This is a genomic window from Microbacterium trichothecenolyticum (assembly GCF_041938625.1).
Taxonomy (GTDB): Bacteria; Actinomycetota; Actinomycetes; order Actinomycetales; family Microbacteriaceae; genus Microbacterium; species Microbacterium trichothecenolyticum_D.
Map to the genome: position 1 here is coordinate 58,424 of NZ_CP169427.1, position 15,439 is coordinate 73,862.

The 15,439-nt window shown below is 69.4% G+C and carries 15 protein-coding genes; 9 read left to right on the forward strand and 6 right to left on the reverse strand.

All coding sequences use genetic code 11. The features are described 5' to 3' along the window. Positions 1–17 precede the first annotated feature (17 nt). A complete protein-coding gene (locus ACEYYH_RS00290; protein WP_374976328.1) occupies positions 18–410 on the forward strand; it encodes a VOC family protein in 393 nt (130 codons plus the stop codon). A gap of 27 nt (positions 411–437) precedes the next feature. On the opposite strand, the gene ACEYYH_RS00295 is transcribed toward ACEYYH_RS00290, so the two are convergent. Continuing rightward, positions 438–1,739: a DUF222 domain-containing protein gene (locus tag ACEYYH_RS00295; protein WP_374976329.1), complete on the reverse strand. Its 1,302-nt coding sequence runs from the start codon at positions 1,737–1,739 to the stop codon at positions 438–440. 168 nt (positions 1,740–1,907) lie between these two features. On the opposite strand from ACEYYH_RS00295, the gene ACEYYH_RS00300 reads away from it, so the two are divergent. Further along, positions 1,908–3,278 carry an FAD-binding oxidoreductase gene (locus tag ACEYYH_RS00300; protein ID WP_374976330.1) on the forward strand — a complete coding sequence of 457 codons (1,371 nt, stop codon included), beginning with the start codon at positions 1,908–1,910 and terminating at the stop codon, positions 3,276–3,278. 69 nt (positions 3,279–3,347) lie between these two features. Here ACEYYH_RS00300 and ACEYYH_RS00305 read toward each other — a convergent pair whose 3' ends face one another. Then, on the reverse strand, positions 3,348–4,169 hold the full coding sequence (locus tag ACEYYH_RS00305) for an alpha/beta fold hydrolase (RefSeq protein ID WP_374976331.1): 822 nt from the start codon (positions 4,167–4,169) through the stop codon (positions 3,348–3,350). Positions 4,170–4,321: 152 nt separating this feature from the next. Here ACEYYH_RS00305 and ACEYYH_RS00310 point away from each other — a divergent pair, with 152 nt between their 5' ends. The 3 genes from ACEYYH_RS00310 (at position 4,322) to ACEYYH_RS00320 (ending at position 7,921) form a co-directional block, all read left to right on the forward strand. Continuing rightward, a complete protein-coding gene (locus ACEYYH_RS00310) occupies positions 4,322–5,335 on the forward strand; it encodes a GlxA family transcriptional regulator (RefSeq protein ID WP_374976332.1) in 1,014 nt (337 codons plus the stop codon). Between the two features lie 95 nt (positions 5,336–5,430). Next, positions 5,431–6,717, forward strand: coding sequence for an adenylosuccinate synthase (locus ACEYYH_RS00315; RefSeq protein ID WP_116195056.1), 1,287 nt, complete (start codon positions 5,431–5,433; stop codon positions 6,715–6,717). A gap of 10 nt (positions 6,718–6,727) precedes the next feature. Further along, positions 6,728–7,921 carry a lactonase family protein gene (locus tag ACEYYH_RS00320; RefSeq protein WP_374976333.1) on the forward strand — a complete coding sequence of 398 codons (1,194 nt, stop codon included), beginning with the start codon at positions 6,728–6,730 and terminating at the stop codon, positions 7,919–7,921. 100 nt (positions 7,922–8,021) lie between these two features. On the opposite strand, the gene ACEYYH_RS00325 is transcribed toward ACEYYH_RS00320, so the two are convergent. Further along, positions 8,022–9,248 carry an AI-2E family transporter gene (locus tag ACEYYH_RS00325; protein WP_374976334.1) on the reverse strand — a complete coding sequence of 409 codons (1,227 nt, stop codon included), beginning with the start codon at positions 9,246–9,248 and terminating at the stop codon, positions 8,022–8,024. A gap of 135 nt (positions 9,249–9,383) precedes the next feature. Here ACEYYH_RS00325 and ACEYYH_RS00330 point away from each other — a divergent pair, with 135 nt between their 5' ends. Further along, positions 9,384–9,680: a chorismate mutase gene (locus tag ACEYYH_RS00330; protein WP_374976335.1), complete on the forward strand. Its 297-nt coding sequence runs from the start codon at positions 9,384–9,386 to the stop codon at positions 9,678–9,680. Between the two features lie 103 nt (positions 9,681–9,783). Here the strand turns inward: ACEYYH_RS00330 and ACEYYH_RS00335 are convergent, their stop codons facing one another. Genes ACEYYH_RS00335 through ACEYYH_RS00345 form a run of 3 tightly spaced genes read right to left on the reverse strand, consistent with a single transcriptional unit; the run spans position 9,784 to position 11,782 of the window. Further along, entirely contained in the window at positions 9,784–10,479 is a 696-nt protein-coding gene (locus ACEYYH_RS00335; protein ID WP_374976336.1) for a hypothetical protein, read from the reverse strand. Beyond that, the gene (locus ACEYYH_RS00340) at positions 10,476–11,393 is read right to left on the reverse strand and encodes an ABC transporter ATP-binding protein (protein ID WP_374976337.1); all 918 of its coding nucleotides are present in this window, start codon (positions 11,391–11,393) and stop codon (positions 10,476–10,478) included. The genes ACEYYH_RS00335 and ACEYYH_RS00340 overlap by 4 nt, the downstream gene beginning before the upstream one ends. After that, positions 11,390–11,782: a GntR family transcriptional regulator gene (locus ACEYYH_RS00345; protein ID WP_374976338.1), complete on the reverse strand. Its 393-nt coding sequence runs from the start codon at positions 11,780–11,782 to the stop codon at positions 11,390–11,392. Before ACEYYH_RS00345 ends, ACEYYH_RS00340 begins: the two co-directional genes overlap by 4 nt. A gap of 355 nt (positions 11,783–12,137) precedes the next feature. Here ACEYYH_RS00345 and ACEYYH_RS00350 point away from each other — a divergent pair, with 355 nt between their 5' ends. Genes ACEYYH_RS00350 through ACEYYH_RS00360 form a run of 3 tightly spaced genes read left to right on the forward strand, consistent with a single transcriptional unit; the run spans position 12,138 to position 15,359 of the window. After that, positions 12,138–13,487, forward strand: coding sequence for a glycine betaine/L-proline ABC transporter ATP-binding protein (locus ACEYYH_RS00350; RefSeq protein WP_374976339.1), 1,350 nt, complete (start codon positions 12,138–12,140; stop codon positions 13,485–13,487). Beyond that, on the forward strand, positions 13,484–14,455 hold the full coding sequence (locus tag ACEYYH_RS00355) for an ABC transporter permease (protein ID WP_374976340.1): 972 nt from the start codon (positions 13,484–13,486) through the stop codon (positions 14,453–14,455). The genes ACEYYH_RS00350 and ACEYYH_RS00355 overlap by 4 nt, the downstream gene beginning before the upstream one ends. Before the next feature lie 16 nt (positions 14,456–14,471). Beyond that, entirely contained in the window at positions 14,472–15,359 is an 888-nt protein-coding gene (locus tag ACEYYH_RS00360) for a glycine betaine ABC transporter substrate-binding protein (RefSeq protein WP_374976341.1), read from the forward strand. Positions 15,360–15,439 lie beyond the last annotated feature (80 nt).

The following is a 15,439-nucleotide window of genomic DNA, read 5'->3' on the forward strand; positions in this document are numbered from 1 at the left end:
GCTGCGAGACTTGGCGGGTGTCGGGCTTCCATCATGTCGAGATCTGGATCGCAGATCTGCAGCAGGCGCGTGCGGAGTGGGGCTGGCTCCTGCAGCGGTTGGGTTTCTCGTTGGAGAGCGAGTGGCCCGAGGGTGTCTCGTGGGCGGCGGGAGGTGCATACCTCACCGTCACGACCTCACCGAGTCTCGCAGGGACGACGCACGATCGCCGGCAACCGGGGGTGAACCACCTCGCCTTCAAAGGCGGCGCCCCCGATCGCATCGATGCGCTCATGGCCGAGGCCGAGCAGCACGGCTGGCGTCCGCTGTATCAGGAACGCTATCCGCATGCGGGAGGCCCAGGTCACTACGCGGGCTGGTTGGAGAATTCGGGCGGCTTCAAAGCCGAGATCGTCGCGGACGCCCCCTGAGAAGATCTGGCCACCGGGTGCCCCGCCTCATGTTCTGAGTGGTGTGAGTGCGGGGGCGCGGTCTTCGCGGTTGGTGGTGCAGTACTCGTGGCCGGTAGGGCTGGTCCAGACCAGGAGTTCGTCATCGAGGCGTGCGGTCCAGCGGGTGTGGTGTTTGAGGCGGTGGTGTGTCTTGCATTGGTGGGCGAGGTTGTCGTGGTCGGTGCAGCCGCCGTCGGCCCAGGGCACGTTGTGGTCGGTGTCGCAGCGGGTGGCGGGGGTGTCGCAGCCGGGGAACCGGCAGGTTCCGTCCCGGTCGGCGAGCCAGGCGCGGAGGGCGGCGGGGGCTTTGTAGGTGGTGCGGTCGTAGACGAGTCGGATTCCGGTGACGGGGTGGGTGAGCACGCGCCGCCAGGAGGTGGCGCCGGCGGCGAGGGTCATCGCGACATCGCGGGGGATGGGGCCGTAGCCGTCGAGCACGGCGGGCTCGTCGCTCTGCCCCAGCAGGGTGAGCGCGGGCACGGTCACGGTGACGTCGACGCGGACCGGGCGCAGCGCTTTGGTGGGGTCGGCGCTGTCGGGTACGCCGAGAGGACGGTCGTTGCGCAGCAGCGCGTCGATGAGCGCGTCGAACCGCAACTGGCCCAACGTGCGCGGGTCCCCGGCTTCTTGTTCGTCTTTCGCGGTGCCGGTGAGCAGGGTGTGGGCGAGGTGGAGCTGCATGATCGGGCCGTAGACCATGAGCCAGCCCATGCCGTCGCGGGCGGGTTGCACGGTCACGTCTCGGGACAGCACCGCCCGGTCGGCCCGTTCCCGGATGGTGTCGGGGTCGAGGTGTTCCCGGATCCGGCGGGACCGGTGCGCGAACCGCTGCGCGGTGACGTCCAGCCGTCCGGCGAGGACGGCGTCCTCGAACGCGGCCCGGTGCAGTGGCGTGAACATCTCGGCGTCTTCGACGAGCGCGGTGGAGTGCTTGTACGAGATCTCGCCGGAGGTGAGGGCGGCCATCGTGGCGGGCAGGTCGGCGCACAGCACCCGCGCCTGGTGGAGCAGGTCGGCGGCCTGGCGTTCAGTGACGCGCAGCACGCAGGCGACTTCGGCGCGGGTGGAGCGGGCCACCCAGTCCGCAGCATCCGTTGCGACATCCATGCCGCGCGCCGCCTTCTTCGCGGTCGGCGAGCCAGGGTCGTATGACACGATCTGCTCCTGGTGCGCCTCGCTGACCCGCCGCAGCTCGTCGAGCAGTCGGGTGCGTTCCGCCTCCAGCCCGGCCTGCGCGCGCCGCACGCGATCGAGCTCGGCCACGAGGGTGGCCGCGTCGTCGCAGTGGAGCGCATCGGTGGTGCACATACCCTGAGATGAGAACAAACCTCCGACACTCCCAGTGAGAGCCGCTGTCAGATACCGACCTTCTTGACAGCGACGGTCGCGGCGAGGAGCGTCGATTCAAACCGGTGCCGACGCCCGCACGCCCCCGTGCGGTCGCTGTGCCCGTGTGCGTCAATGGGAAGGTCGACCATGTCCATGAAGGTGATGGATTCGCTGCGGAGCAGCGTGAAGGGTTCGGTCGTCGAAGAAGGCGACGACGGATACGACGAGGCGCGGATCGTCTACAACGCGATGATCGACCGCCGACCCTCCGCGGTCGTGCGGTGCCAGGACGCCGCGGATGTGGCGGCCGTCGTCCGCGCCGCCGCGGAGGACGGGAGCGACCTCGCGGTCCGCGGTGGAGGCCATAGCGTGCCGGGCTTCGGAACGGCCGACGCCGCGCTCGTCGCGGATCTGGGAGACCTCACCTCGGTGGCGGTCGACCCAGCATCCTCGACCGCCGAAGTGGGAGGTGGGGCCACCTGGGGGATGTTCAATGAGGCGGCCGCCCAATTCGGCCTCGCCACGACCGGCGGCATCATCTCGACGACGGGCGTCGGTGGGCTCACGCTCGGTGGTGGCATCGGCTACCTCGCCCGCGGCCACGGCCTCTCGTGCGACAACCTGCTCGCGGCCGAAGTCGTGCTCGCCGACGGGAGAGTGGTGACGGCGAGTGCGGACGAGGAGCCCGACCTGTTCTGGGCTCTCCGCGGCGGGGGAGGCAACTTCGGTGTCGTGACGAAGTTCCGATTCCAGCTGCACCCCGTCTCCGAGATCTACGGCGGCCCGATGTTCTTCGAGCTCGCGGACGCCCCGGCGATCCTGGCGCACTTCGCCGAGTACGTGCGGACCGCGCCACGCGAGTTCGGCGGGTTCCCCGCGTTCCAGATCGCTCCTCCGCTGCCGTTCGTCCCGGAGGACCGCGCCGGTGAGCCATTCATGGCCGTGATCTTCTGTTACAACGGGCCCTCATCCGAGGGCGAGGAGATCATCCAGGGGTTCCGCGACGTCGCGAAGCCCGTAGCCGAGATGACCGGGCCGATGCCCTACGCCGCGTTGAACGGCGCCTTCGATGGGCTCGTTCCTCCCGGCCTGCAGCACTACTGGAAGGCGGCGTTCCTCGACGAGCTCACGCCGGAGTCGGTGGCCGCCCATATGGAACACGGCCCGCGGGTGCCGACGGTCAACTCGACGGTCCACTTCTACCCGATCAACGGCGCGTGCCACGACGTGGCGTCCGACGCGACGGCCTTCGGGCACCGCGACGCGAACTTCGCGCTGGTGATCGCCGGCATGTGGCCGGATCCGACGCAGAACATCGCCAACACTGCGTGGGTGAAGGACTACTACGCGGCGATCGAGCCCTTCTCGCAGCCAGGCGGCTACATCAACTTCGCGTCGCAGGACGATCAGCCGAAGGTGTCCAGCAACTACGGTGCGAACTACGACCGGCTGCGTGCGGTGAAGCGCGCCTATGACCCCGACAACGTGTTCCACCTCAATCAGAACATCGTGCCGTAGCGGCGGGTCCGCGTCTGATCCCGGCCCAGGAGCCCGCCGAGGGACGACGCTCCTGGACCGGTTCCGCGGTCAGTCCGCGATGAAGGCGAGGATGTCGGCGATCAGCGCCTGCTGGTACTCGCCGGCGATGCCGTGCGGCGCGCCTTCGTAGACCTTGAGCGTGCCGTCCGAGACGAGGCCGATCGACTTCTCGGCCGCCGCCGCGATCGGCACGATCTGGTCGTCCGAGCCGTGCGCGAGCAGGATCGGCACCTCGAGCGCCTTGAGGTCCTCGGTGAAGTCGGTCTCGGAGAAGACCTTGACGCATTCGTACGCCGCGGCGAGTCCGGCGAGCATGCCCTGGCGCTGGAAGTCGTCGATCAGGCCCTCCGAGACCGTGGCGCTCTCGCGGTTGAAGCCGTAGAACGGCACCGCGAGGTCCTTGTAGAACTGCGAGCGGTCGGCCAGCACGCCGGCGCGGATGCCGTCGAAGGCCTCGATCGGGGTGCCCTCGGGGTTCGTGTCGGACTTCACCATGATCGGCGGCACGGCGCCGGCGGTGACGACCTTGCGGACGCGGCCTTTGCCGTGCTGCGCGGCGTAGCGGACGACCTCGCCGCCGCCGGTCGAGTGCCCGATCACGACGAGGTCGCTGAGGTCGAGGTGCTCGATGAGCTCCGCGAGGTCGCGGGCGTAGGTGTCCATGTCGTGCCCGCGGTCGGTGTTGGTCGAGCGGCCGTGACCGCGGCGGTCGTGGGCGATGGCGCGGTAGCCCGCGTCCGCGAGCAGCTTGGACTCGACGGCCCACGCATCGGAGCTCAGCGGCCAGCCGTGGCTCAGCACGACCGGCTTCCCGGTGCCCCAGTCGGTGTAGTAGATCTCGGTGCCGTCGGAGGTGGTGAAGGTCGGCATGGCGGACTCCTTGCGATCATCGGGCCGACCCGTCGCCCCACTCGCCGGAGCCGTCACGGGCGACGGCGCCACTGTCGAGCATCGACGATCTGCGCTTCCCGCGCCCCGCTCGAACGGCCTCGCATCCCACGATTCAGGACAAGGATGGAGGGATGCACTCGACCCCCGCCCGACGGCGAATCGCGTTCCTGCTGTTCGACGGAGTGAAGACCCTCGATTACGTCGGTCCGGCCGAGGTGTTCGTCGAGGCCAACCAGGCCGTGCAGGGGTACGACGTGGTCCTGCTCTCGCCGGACGGACGCGACGTGATGACCTCCCTCGGCAGCACCGTGTCGGTGCACGGCGCCGCGGGCGATGCCGGCGACGTCGACACCGTGATCGTGCCGGGCAGCGAACTGCCTCCGCACGAATTCGCACGAGGACCGTTGACGGATGCTGCGGCCGCCCTGGCCGCGCATGCCCGCCGTGTCGTCTCCATCTGCAGCGGCGCCTTCGTGCTCGCCGAGATCGGCGCGCTCGACGGCAGGCGCGCCACGACGCACTGGAAGTTCGCGCCGGAGCTGGAACGGTGTTATCCCCGCGTGCGCGTCGAGCCGGACGCGATCTTCGTGCGAGACGGCGACGTCTCGACGTCGGCTGGCGTCGCTGCGGGCATCGATCTGGCGCTCGCCCTCGTCGAGGACGACCACGGCGCCGACGTCGCGCGGCAGGTCGCCCAGCTGCTCCTCGTCTACCTGCAGCGCTCGGGCGGGCAGTCGCAGTACTCGGTGCCGTTACGCGCCCGCGCGCAGCCGGCGTCGATCGTGCGCCGCGCCACCGACCTCGTCGACGCGGATCCGGCGCGCGCGTGGACCGTGCCGCAGCTCGCCGCCCTCGTGGCGGTGAGCCCTCGGCACCTGACGCGCCGATTCCGTGAGGAGCTCGACCAGTCGCCCGCGGAGTACGTCACCGCGGTGCGATTCGACCTCGCCCGCGTGCATCTGGAGGCGGGTGCGAGCGTGACCGAGACCGCCGCGCAGGCGGGCTACGGGAGCGCGGAGGCGCTCCGCCGCGCGTTCATCGCCCGTCTGGGGATCTCGCCCTCGCACTACCAGAGGCGCTTCCGTTCCACGCGTCCCACAATGCGGGACCGACCCGCAGGAGCCGGGTTCGATCTCGCCTCCTGATCACGGTCGTCACGGGAGGACTCACGGCGCCAGAAGGCGTAACGAAGCATCCCGATAGGATGGGGTGTAACCGTCCGATAACGGGGGAGTAGCCCATGCCAGGCATCGTGATCGTCGGAGTCCAGTGGGGAGACGAGGGCAAGGGCAAGGCCACCGATCTCCTGGGTGAGCGCACCGACTGGGTGGTCAAGTTCAACGGCGGCAACAACGCCGGCCACACGGTCGTGATCGGCGACGAGAAGTACGCGCTGCATCTGCTGCCGTCCGGCATCCTGTCTCCCGGCGTGAACGCGGTGATCGGCAACGGCGTCGTCATCGACCTCGAGGTGCTCTTCTATGAACTCGAGGCGCTCCACGCCCGTGGTCTCGACACCTCGCGCCTGCGTGTGAGCGCGAACGCGCACATCATCACGCAGTACCACCGCACGCTCGACAAGGTCACCGAGCGCTTCCTCGGCAAGCGCCAGATCGGCACCACCGGGCGCGGCATCGGCCCGGCCTACGCCGACAAGATCAACCGCGTCGGTATCCGCGTGCAGGACCTCTTCGACGAGAACATCCTGCGCCAGAAGGTCGAGGGCGCCCTCGACCAGAAGAACCACCTGCTGGTCAAGATCTTCAACCGCCGCGCGATCACCGCCGACGAGATCGTCGACGACCTGCTGTCGTACGCCGAGCGCCTGCGCCCCATGGTCGCCGACACCTCGCTCCTGCTCAACGACGCCCTCGACGCGGGCGACGTCGTCGTCTTCGAGGGCGGCCAGGCCACGATGCTCGACGTCGACCACGGCACGTACCCCTTCGTCACGTCGTCGTCGGCGACGGCGGGCGGCGCGGCGACCGGCTCCGGCGTCGGGCCCAACCGCCTCGACCGCATCGTCGGGATCGTGAAGGCATACACGACGCGCGTCGGCTCGGGCCCGTTCCCGACCGAGCTGTTCGACGAGAACGGCGACTTCCTGCGCTCGCGCGGCTTCGAGTTCGGCACGACGACCGGGCGCCCGCGCCGCGTCGGCTGGTACGACGCGCCCATCACGCGCTACGCGACGCGCATCAACGGCATCACCGACCTCGTGCTGACCAAGCTCGACATCCTCACCGGCCTCGACCAGATCCCGGTGTGCGTCGCGTACGAGGTCGAGGGCGAGCGGTTCGACGAGGTCCCCGTGAACCAGTCCGACTTCCACCACGCGAAGCCGATCCTCGAGTACTTCCCGGGGTGGAAGCAGGACATCTCGGGCGCCCGCACCTTCGACGAGCTCCCGCGCGAGGCGCAGGAGTACGTCCTCGCGCTCGAGGCGATGAGCGGCACCCGCATCTCGGTCATCGGCGTGGGCGCCGCCCGCGACGCCGTGATCGTGCGCCACGACCTCGTCGACTGAGCCCGTCGGCATGAGGTTCTGGCTGGGCGGGTACACCGCCGACATGGGCGGCAATGCGTCCGGATTCGGGATGCTGCTCGCCGGCGCTTCCGACGACGCCTCGGCGGGCGGCGCGCTGGCGTTCGCCGGCGAGGTCGCATCGACAGACTCGCCGTCGTGGCTCGCGCCGCATCCCGGCTCGCTGACGGTGGCGCCGGGAGACGTCGTCTACGCGGCGCTCGAGGCGCGGCAGCAGGTGCAGGCGTTCCGTCGCACGGGCGAGACGACGTTCGCGCCGCTCGGCGCACCCGTCGCAGCCGGCGAGGCGGTGTGCCATGTGGCGGTGTCGCCCGACGGCCGGTTCCTCATCGCCTGCTGCTGGGGTGACGGCCGCGTGGTCCGGATGGACCTGGATGCTGCGGGCCGACCCTCGTCGCCCGTGATCGCTCCTGCGGCGACCGATCCGTACGGACCCGACGGCGCGCCGGCACGGGCCGGCGACATCGACCTCGCGGCAGCCGCCCGTGCACTGCGCGCGGCCGCCGGCGAGGAGTACGCGCACCTCGTTCCCGACCACGACCGCGAAGACGCAGGCCCGACCGGCGGTGCGGAGGATGCAGCATCCGTCCGCCCCTCGCGTGCGCACGAAGCGGTGTTCCTGCCGGGCGGGCTCATCGCGACGACCGACCTCGGTTACGACGTCGTGCGGTTCTGGCGTGACGGCGCGAACGGGCTGCGGCAGGTGCAGCAGGTCGCGCTGCCGCAGGGCAGCGGCCCACGGCACATGGTGTGGCACCCGAGCGGGCACCTGTACGTCGTGACCGAGTTCTCGTGCGAGGTCTTCGTGCTCGCTCCGGCGGCCGATGGCACCTGGAGCCTGGTCGGCGGCACACCGGTGGGCGCCGGTACGCTTCCGGGCGACAGCGCCGCCGAGCTCGCGTCGTCGCGCGACGGCGAGTTCCTCTACGCGGGGGTCCGCGGCAGCAACACCCTCGCGACGCTGCGCGTCCGCGGTGCCGGCGAGTACATCGAGCCGGTCGCCCTCGTCGACGCCGGGGTGGACTGGCCGCGGCACCACGTGGTGGTGCGCGACATCCTGCTCGTCGCCGGGCAACTGTCGAACGAGGTCGCGTCGCTCACGCTCGACGTGCGCAACGGCGTGCCGGGCCGCGTCCGCCGCCGCACCGACGCCCCGTCGCCGACCTGCCTGCTCTCCGCGCGCTGACCTGCGCCGCTGGGCCGCTACACGCGACGAGACCGCACGAGAGCACCGGCGCGCGTCGCGCCTCGGTGCGTTCGTGCGGTCTCGCGCCGAACGAGCGCTGCTAGATCTTGGCGTCCTGCTTGGGGATGAAGACCTGCTTGATGATGAGCAGGATCGACGCCGTCACCGGGATCGCGACGAGCGCGCCGAGGAGGCCGAGCAGCGTGCCTCCGACCATCGCACCGATCACCACGAGCGCGCCGGGCACCGAGATCGCCTTGTTCATCACCTTGGGTGTCAGCACGTATGCCTCGAGCTGCATGTAGATCAGGTAGATGATCGCGAAGATCAGCGCCGGCACCCAGCCGCCGGTGAGGAGCGCGATCGTCGTCGCCGTGATCCAGTAGAGCACCGAACCGATGAGTGGGATCAGCGTGATGAGGAACGCCAGCACACCCATCAGAGCCGGGAACGGCAGCCCGAGGAACAGGTGCAACAGGAAGGCGACGACCGAGTTGCAGAACGCCAGCACCACCATGCCCATCAGATACGCGCCGATCGAGTCGGTGATCTGGTCGGTCATCGCCGCGGCCTTCTTGCGGTTGCGGGCGGCGACGAAGCGGTTGAAGGCGACCTTCATGTTGGGCAGACCCGCGAGGAAGTACAGGCTCAGCACCAGCACGATGATGAGGCCTGAGATCGTCGTGCCCACGCTCACCGCGAAGTTCACGACCCCGCCGCCGATCGCGGCGATGTTCGCGGGATTGGTGAGAAACGACTCCACCTGATCGGTGATCTGGCCCACCTGCGAGCCGAACGTGTCGCTCAACCAGCCGTAGAAGTCGGACTTCTGGAAGTTCGCGATGGTCGTCGGCAGGTCGGTGAAGAACGCGCTGATCTGCTTGATCAGGGTGGGGACCACAAGCAGCAGGATGCCGGTCAGCACCAGTGCGAACGCCGTGTACACGATCACGATCGCCCACGGCCGCGAGACGTTGTGGCGTCCGAACCACCGGACCACGGGGTCGAGGCCGAGCGCGGCGAAGAGCGCGAACACGACGTAGATGATGATCGTCGAGAGGTTCCAGAAGGCCAGCCCCAGGGCGATGGCGGCGAGGCCGCCGAGCGTGAGCACCAGGCCCAGGCGGAAGGGACTGTTGAGGTTCGCCCAGAACGTCTTGCCTTCCGGCGCTTCGCCGGTGAACACCGGAGCGTCCTCGGGTGCGGCCTCGGCCGGATTGACGGCGGGCGTTGCGGTGTGGTTGTCCGTGCCCGCCGCGGCGTCGACGGACAGCGGTCCAGCAGTCTCGGCTGCGGTGGCACCGAGGGTGGGCGAGGCATCGGTCATGGGACACACTCTAGGACTGGGGGGTGCCCGCGACGAGGGACGCGCGGCAAACTTCACCCGGATCGTGTGACCCGGCGTCATCCCGCGGGAGCCGACGGGGATGACAGGTATCGTCGAGGGGCGAGAAGGAGCGCCATGACCGAAGAAGACCCCACGACGACGCTGACCCGGCTGCGCAGCAGCATCGACAACATCGACGCCGCCCTGGTGTATTTACTCGCGGAGCGCTTCAAGGCGACCAAGCAGGTCGGTCGCCTGAAGGCCGAGCACGGCATGCCCGCCTCCGACCCGGCCCGCGAGGAGCAGCAGACCGCGCGTCTGCGCAGCCTCGCCGAGCAGGCTGACCTCGACCCGGCCTTCGCCGAGAAATGGTTCAACTTCGTCGTCGCCGAGGTCATCCGCCACCACACCGAGGCCGCCGACTCCCGCTGATCTTCCGTTTCACGTGGAACAACCGATGCTGCCACCCGGCGTGATCACCGGGTGGCAGCATCCGTTTCGACTCGCAAGCCCGCTCAATGAGCGAGAGAAGTGATCAGGGAACAGTGCGCCGGAGCGTGAGGTACGAGATCGCGCCGAGCAGGAGCGTCAGCAGCACCCCCCAGGCGGCGAATCCGACCGCGCCGAGGTCGACGGCGAACGACCACACCTCGCCCCACACCTCGAAGCGGGTGATCGCCCAGATCGCGACGAGCAGGAGCGCCGCGATGCCGACCCAGACGATCGTCAGCAGCAAGGCCCCGGATCGCTTGTAGATCGTCGCCGACCAGAACCCGACCATGAAGATGAGCATCGCCATCACGAAGTAGAAGAACGCCGCACCGAGCGGGCCGTCCTCGACGACCCAGTCCAGACCGAAGAAATACCCGTTGACCCCCCACCCGTCGGTCGCGTCCTCGATGATGCCGCCGATCGCGAAGACGGCGGCCAGCAGCACCGCGCACAGCGCCGCGGCCAGCATCGTGCCGAAGAAGAACTCCCTGCGCGTGACGCTCATCGCCTGCGAGAACGGGAACGTCAGCGTCAGCGACGAGATGCCCACGAACAGCAGCACCCAGATCGGCGCCTGCGAGCCGCCACCGTAGAACGGGCCCGGCAGGCCCGACGAGTGCAGAAGCGCGTAGATCACGAGCGACATCGCGAACGAGGCGCCCAGCACGATCAGCGGCACCCAGACGAACGTCTGCTTGTTGATCAGCTGCATGCGCACGACGTTGACAGTGCGATTCATCGCAGTGCTCCTTCCTCGGTGGCGGCCCTTTCGGACACGGCGTGCTGGGTGGTGCGGACGATCAGCTGCTGCAGCGAGACCGGCGCCACGTCCAGGCCTGCCGCCGCCAGGCGCTCGCGGTCGGCGAGGGTGAGGGCGCCGAGGACCGTGACGGATGCCACGTTCCCCAGGCTCTCGCGATGGATGACCTGCCGCCCGGCGACGAACGCGTCGACGGCGCTCGCATCGCCCACGATGTTCGCAGCGCGGTCGCGCACGGCATCCGTCGCCTCGTCCATCACGATCCGCCCGTGGTCGATGACGAGCACGCGCTCGATGAGGTTCGACACCTCGTCGATGAGGTGGCTCGAGAGGATCACCGTGCGCGGGTGCTCGGTGTAGTCCTCCAGCAGCCGGTCGTAGAAGATCTGCCGCGCGACGGCGTCGAGTCCGAGGTACGGCTCGTCGAAGAACGTGATCTCGGCGCGCGAGGCGAGTCCGATGATCACGCCGACCGCCGAGAGCTGCCCGCGTGACAGCTTCTTGATCCGCGTCTTCAGCGGAAGCTGGAACTCGTCGATGAGCCGGGCGGCGAGGTCGTCGTCCCAGTTGGGGAAGAAGAGCTTCGCCGTCGCGAACGCATGCTTGGGCAGCGCGTCGTCGGGGTACTTCTGGCTCTCGCGCACGAAGCACATGCGCGAGAGCACCTTGGCGTTCTCGTACGGCTGCATGCCGAACACGCGCACGTCGCCCGACGTCGCGAAGTTCTGAGCGGTGAGGATCGACATGACCGTCGTCTTGCCGGCGCCGTTGCGGCCCAGCAGGCCGTAGATGGTGTCCTTCTCGATGGTGAAGCTCACGTCGTCCACCGCGACGACGTCGCGATAGCGCTTGGTGAGATTGTTCACCTCGATGACGTGCGTCCCGGTCGTCATCGTGGGTTCCCTTCCGTGGTGGTCGCGACCTGCGCCGCAGCGCGATCGCGGATGAGCAGTTCCAGATCTTCGGGCACGAGCCCGAGCTTGCGGGCCTCGGCGAGCAGCGGCTCGACGAAGCGGTCGGCGAAGGCGGTGCGGCGCTCGTTCATCAGGAGCTCGCGCGCACCGGGCGCCACGAACATGCCGATGCCGCGCCGCTTGTACAGCACGCCCTTGTCGGTGAGCATCGCGACTCCCTTCGCGGCGGTGGCGGGGTTGATCCGGTAGAAGGCGGCGAGCTCGTTCGTCGACGGCGCCTGCGCCTCTTCGGCGAGGCTGCCGTCGATGATCGCGTCCTCCACGCTCTCGGCGATCTGGAGGAACAGCGCCCGGCCTTCTTCGATCACATCAACTCCGCTTTGTTGGTTAGTTACTTGACTAAGTAACCATGGAAGTCGGATACCGTCAACCCCCGGTCGTGCGACGGCCCGGGTGGCCGCGCGCCGTGCTATCGCGCGTGCGCGAGGTACCGAAACGGCCGATCGGTGTCGAATTTGCCGCTGCCGTGGGCGCATGAAACGGTGGTTGAGGCCCCTCAGGGGGCCCTCCCGACCAGTCCGCGGTCGCTGGTGACGCCCGAGCGTCAGACCGGTGAGCGTATGGTCGGCAGCCGCGGCGCGGATCCGACATCCGCTGCGAAGTCGGCCGCCACCCGGGCGCGACCGATGCAGCTCCCTCGCACAGGGGCTGCCGAGGTGCACAGTGACCGTTCCGCCTGCCATCGAGGCGAGGAATCTCTTCAAGGTCTTCGGACGCAATCCCCGAGACGCCGTCAAGCGCCTGCGCGCCGGCGCGACGCGCGCCGACGTCACCGACGCCGGCTCGGCCGCCGTCATCGACGCGAGCTTCACCGTCCAGCCCGGCGAGATCTTCGTCATCATGGGGCTCTCGGGCTCCGGCAAGTCCACCGTCCTGCGCATGCTGAACGGCCTGTTGCCTCCCACCGCCGGCGATGTGCTCGTGCAGGGGCAGAGCGTCACCAAGGCCTCGGCCAAGGCCCTGCGGGGCATCCGTCAGCGCTCCATCTCGATGGTGTTCCAGCACTTCGCGCTGCTGCCGCACCTGACCGTGCTCGACAACGCCGCCTACGCCCTCGAGATCCAGGGCGTCGGGCGCGACGAGCGGCGTGCCCGCGCGCGTGAGATCCTCGCGAAGGTCGGGCTCGCCGACCGCGCCGACGCGATGCCCGACGAGCTGTCGGGCGGCATGCGCCAGCGCGTCGGCCTGGCTCGAGCCCTCACGTCGGGCACCGACATCCTGCTCATGGACGAGGCCTTCTCGGCGCTCGACCCGCTCATCCGGCGCGAGATGCAGGAGCAGCTCATCGAGCTGCAGCGCGAGCTCGGCCGCACCATCGTCTTCATCACGCACGACCTCAACGAGGCCATGTTCCTCGGTGACCGCATCGCGGTGATGCGCGACGGCCGCATCGTGCAGAACGGCACGCCGGAGGAGATCCTCACCGACCCGGCGAACGACTATGTGGCCCAGTTCGTGCAGGACGTCGACCGCGCCCGCGTCCTCACCGCCGGCTCGGTGATGCGCACGCCGGTCGCCACCACGCCGGTGAGCGCCGGCGTGCGCGGGGCGCTGCGCGTCATGCGCGACCTCCAGGTCGGCTCGGTGTCGGTCATCGAGAACCGCCGGTTCCTCGGCTCGATCACCGACCGCGCCGTGATCCGCGCCGTCAAGGACGGCCGCACCGACCTGCGCTCGCTGGTGCGGGGCAGCCGCCCCGCCGTGCACGTCGACAACCCGCTCGCCGACGTGGTGGAGCGCGCTGTCGAGAGCCCCGTGCCGGTCGCGGTGATCGACGACGCCGGGCGCCTCGTCGGCACGATCCCGCGCGTGACGCTGCTCGCGGCCCTCGGTGACGTGCCGCCGGTCACCCGCGAGAACCCGATCATCGATGTGCCCGCCACGGTGCCCGGGAGCGTCATCACCCAGACCCTCGAGGTCGTCGACCAGCCGACGCCGGCGGGTCGGGCCGCGGCGCCGACGGAGGTCGGCGCCCAGGGAACGGTCCCTGCGACGGAAGGAGCCCTGCGATGAACGACCCGATCCGTCTCCCCCTCGGCGATGTCGTCGAGACCGGCGTGCGCGGGGTGATCGACGCCCTCGGCGGCTTCTTCGACGTCGTCGCCGTGATCTTCCGCGGCCTCTACGACTGGCTCGACGCCTCGCTGTCGACGCCGCCGTTCTGGGCTGTGATCCTCGTGATCGCCGCGTTCGCGTACTGGTCGAAGGGCCTCGTGCTCGCCGTCGGCAGCGCCCTCGGCCTCCTCGTGATCGTCGCGGTCGGCCAGTGGTCCAACGCCATGGACTCCCTCGCCCTCGTGATCCTCGCCGCCGTCGTCGCCATCGCGATCGCCGTGCCGCTCGGCATCTGGGCGGCGCGCAGCGATCGCGTCTCGAAGACGCTGCGGCCTGTGCTCGACTTCCTGCAGACGATGCCGGCCTTCGTCTATCTCATCCCCGCGATGCTCATCTTCGGCGTCGGCCCGGTACCGGGCATGGTCGCGACCATCGCGTTCGCGCTCGCGCCCGGCGTGCGCCTCACCGAGCTCGGCATCCGCGGCGTCGACCCCGAGATCGTCGAGGCCGGTCACGCCTTCGGCGCCTCGCCGCGACGCATCCTCCGCCAGATCCAGCTGCCCCTCGCCCTCCCGAGCATCATGGCGGGCGTCAACCAGGTCATCATGCTGAGCCTGTCGATGGTCGTCATCGCCGGCATGGTCGGCGCCGGCGGACTCGGCGGCCAGGTCGTACAGAGCCTCAGCCGCATCGACATCGGCCTCGGCGTCGAAGCCGGCCTCTCGGTCGTCATCCTCGCGATGATCCTCGACCGCGTCACGTCGGGCTTCTCGCAGTCGCGCGCCCGCAAGCCCCGTGCCACGAACGGGGACACGGATGCCGCCACCCCGGCGCTCGCGACCGCCACGCCGTCGGCGAACGCCGAGGACGCAGCATCCATCCCGTCCGAAGCCGGTGCCCAGCGGCCCGAGCCCATCCCGGCCTGACACGAAAGGAACCGACATGACCACGCGACGCATCATCGCCGCCGGAATCGCCGTGGCGGGGACCGCCGCCCTGCTCGTCAACGGCGCGCTCGCGCAGACGGGCGTGGGAAGCTCCGACAAGGGCCACCTGACGATCGCCGTGTTCAACGGCTGGGACGAGGGCATCGCCGCGTCCGAGCTGTGGAAGGCGGTGCTCGAGGAGAAGGGCTACACCGTCGACCTCGAGTACGCCGACCCCGCGGCCGCGTACACCGGCATCGCGAAGGGCGACTACGACCTGACGCTCGACACGTGGCTGCCGATCACGCACGCGGACTACATGGAGACGTACGGCGACGACCTCGTCGACCTCGGCGCCTGGAACGACGAGGCCAAGCTCACGATCGCCGTGAACGAGGACGCTCCTATCGACTCGCTCACCGAGCTCGCCGCGAACGCCGAGGAATTCGGCAACCGTCTGGTCGGGATCGAGGCCGGATCGGGGCTCGTGACCGTCACGCAGAACGACGTGATCCCGGGCTACGGCCTCGAGGGCATGGAGTTCGTAACGTCGTCGACGCCCGCGATGCTCACCGAGCTGCAGGCCGCGACGGACGCCCGACGCGACGTCGCCGTCACCCTCTGGCGACCGCACTGGGCGTACAACGCGTTCCCGCTCAAGGACCTCGAGGACCCCGACGGGCTGTTGGGTGACGCCGAGGGCATCCATACGGTCGCGTCCCGCGGGTTCGCCGAGGAGTTCCCCGAGGTCTCGGACTGGCTCGAGGCGTTCCGCATGGACAACGAGCTGCTGTACTCCCTCGAGGACGCCATGTTCGGCGCCTATGACGGCGACGACTACGGCCCCGTCGTGGCCGAGTGGGTCGCCGAGAACCAGGACTACGTCGACACCCTCACCCGCTGACCCGCGCACGAACTCCTCAGACTTCGACGGACTCCGCAGGATTCCGGGGGTCTGGTCGCGAGATCTGCGTGATCCTGCGG

What these genes read in the sequence shown, in the direction of transcription:
- ACEYYH_RS00295 (WP_374976329.1), bottom strand. Translation starts at nt 1,739, where the DNA reads ATGTGCACCACCGATGCGCTCCACTGCGACGACGCGGCCACCCTCGTG.
- ACEYYH_RS00300 (WP_374976330.1), top strand. Translation starts at nt 1,908, where the DNA reads ATGTCCATGAAGGTGATGGATTCGCTGCGGAGCAGCGTGAAGGGTTCG.
- ACEYYH_RS00305 (WP_374976331.1), bottom strand. Translation starts at nt 4,169, where the DNA reads ATGCCGACCTTCACCACCTCCGACGGCACCGAGATCTACTACACCGAC.
- ACEYYH_RS00310 (WP_374976332.1), top strand. Translation starts at nt 4,322, where the DNA reads ATGCACTCGACCCCCGCCCGACGGCGAATCGCGTTCCTGCTGTTCGAC.
- ACEYYH_RS00315 (WP_116195056.1), top strand. Translation starts at nt 5,431, where the DNA reads ATGCCAGGCATCGTGATCGTCGGAGTCCAGTGGGGAGACGAGGGCAAG.
- ACEYYH_RS00320 (WP_374976333.1), top strand. Translation starts at nt 6,728, where the DNA reads ATGAGGTTCTGGCTGGGCGGGTACACCGCCGACATGGGCGGCAATGCG.
- ACEYYH_RS00325 (WP_374976334.1), bottom strand. Translation starts at nt 9,248, where the DNA reads ATGACCGATGCCTCGCCCACCCTCGGTGCCACCGCAGCCGAGACTGCT.
- ACEYYH_RS00330 (WP_374976335.1), top strand. Translation starts at nt 9,384, where the DNA reads ATGACCGAAGAAGACCCCACGACGACGCTGACCCGGCTGCGCAGCAGC.
- ACEYYH_RS00335 (WP_374976336.1), bottom strand. Translation starts at nt 10,479, where the DNA reads ATGAATCGCACTGTCAACGTCGTGCGCATGCAGCTGATCAACAAGCAG.
- ACEYYH_RS00340 (WP_374976337.1), bottom strand. Translation starts at nt 11,393, where the DNA reads ATGACGACCGGGACGCACGTCATCGAGGTGAACAATCTCACCAAGCGC.
- ACEYYH_RS00355 (WP_374976340.1), top strand. Translation starts at nt 13,484, where the DNA reads ATGAACGACCCGATCCGTCTCCCCCTCGGCGATGTCGTCGAGACCGGC.
- ACEYYH_RS00360 (WP_374976341.1), top strand. Translation starts at nt 14,472, where the DNA reads ATGACCACGCGACGCATCATCGCCGCCGGAATCGCCGTGGCGGGGACC.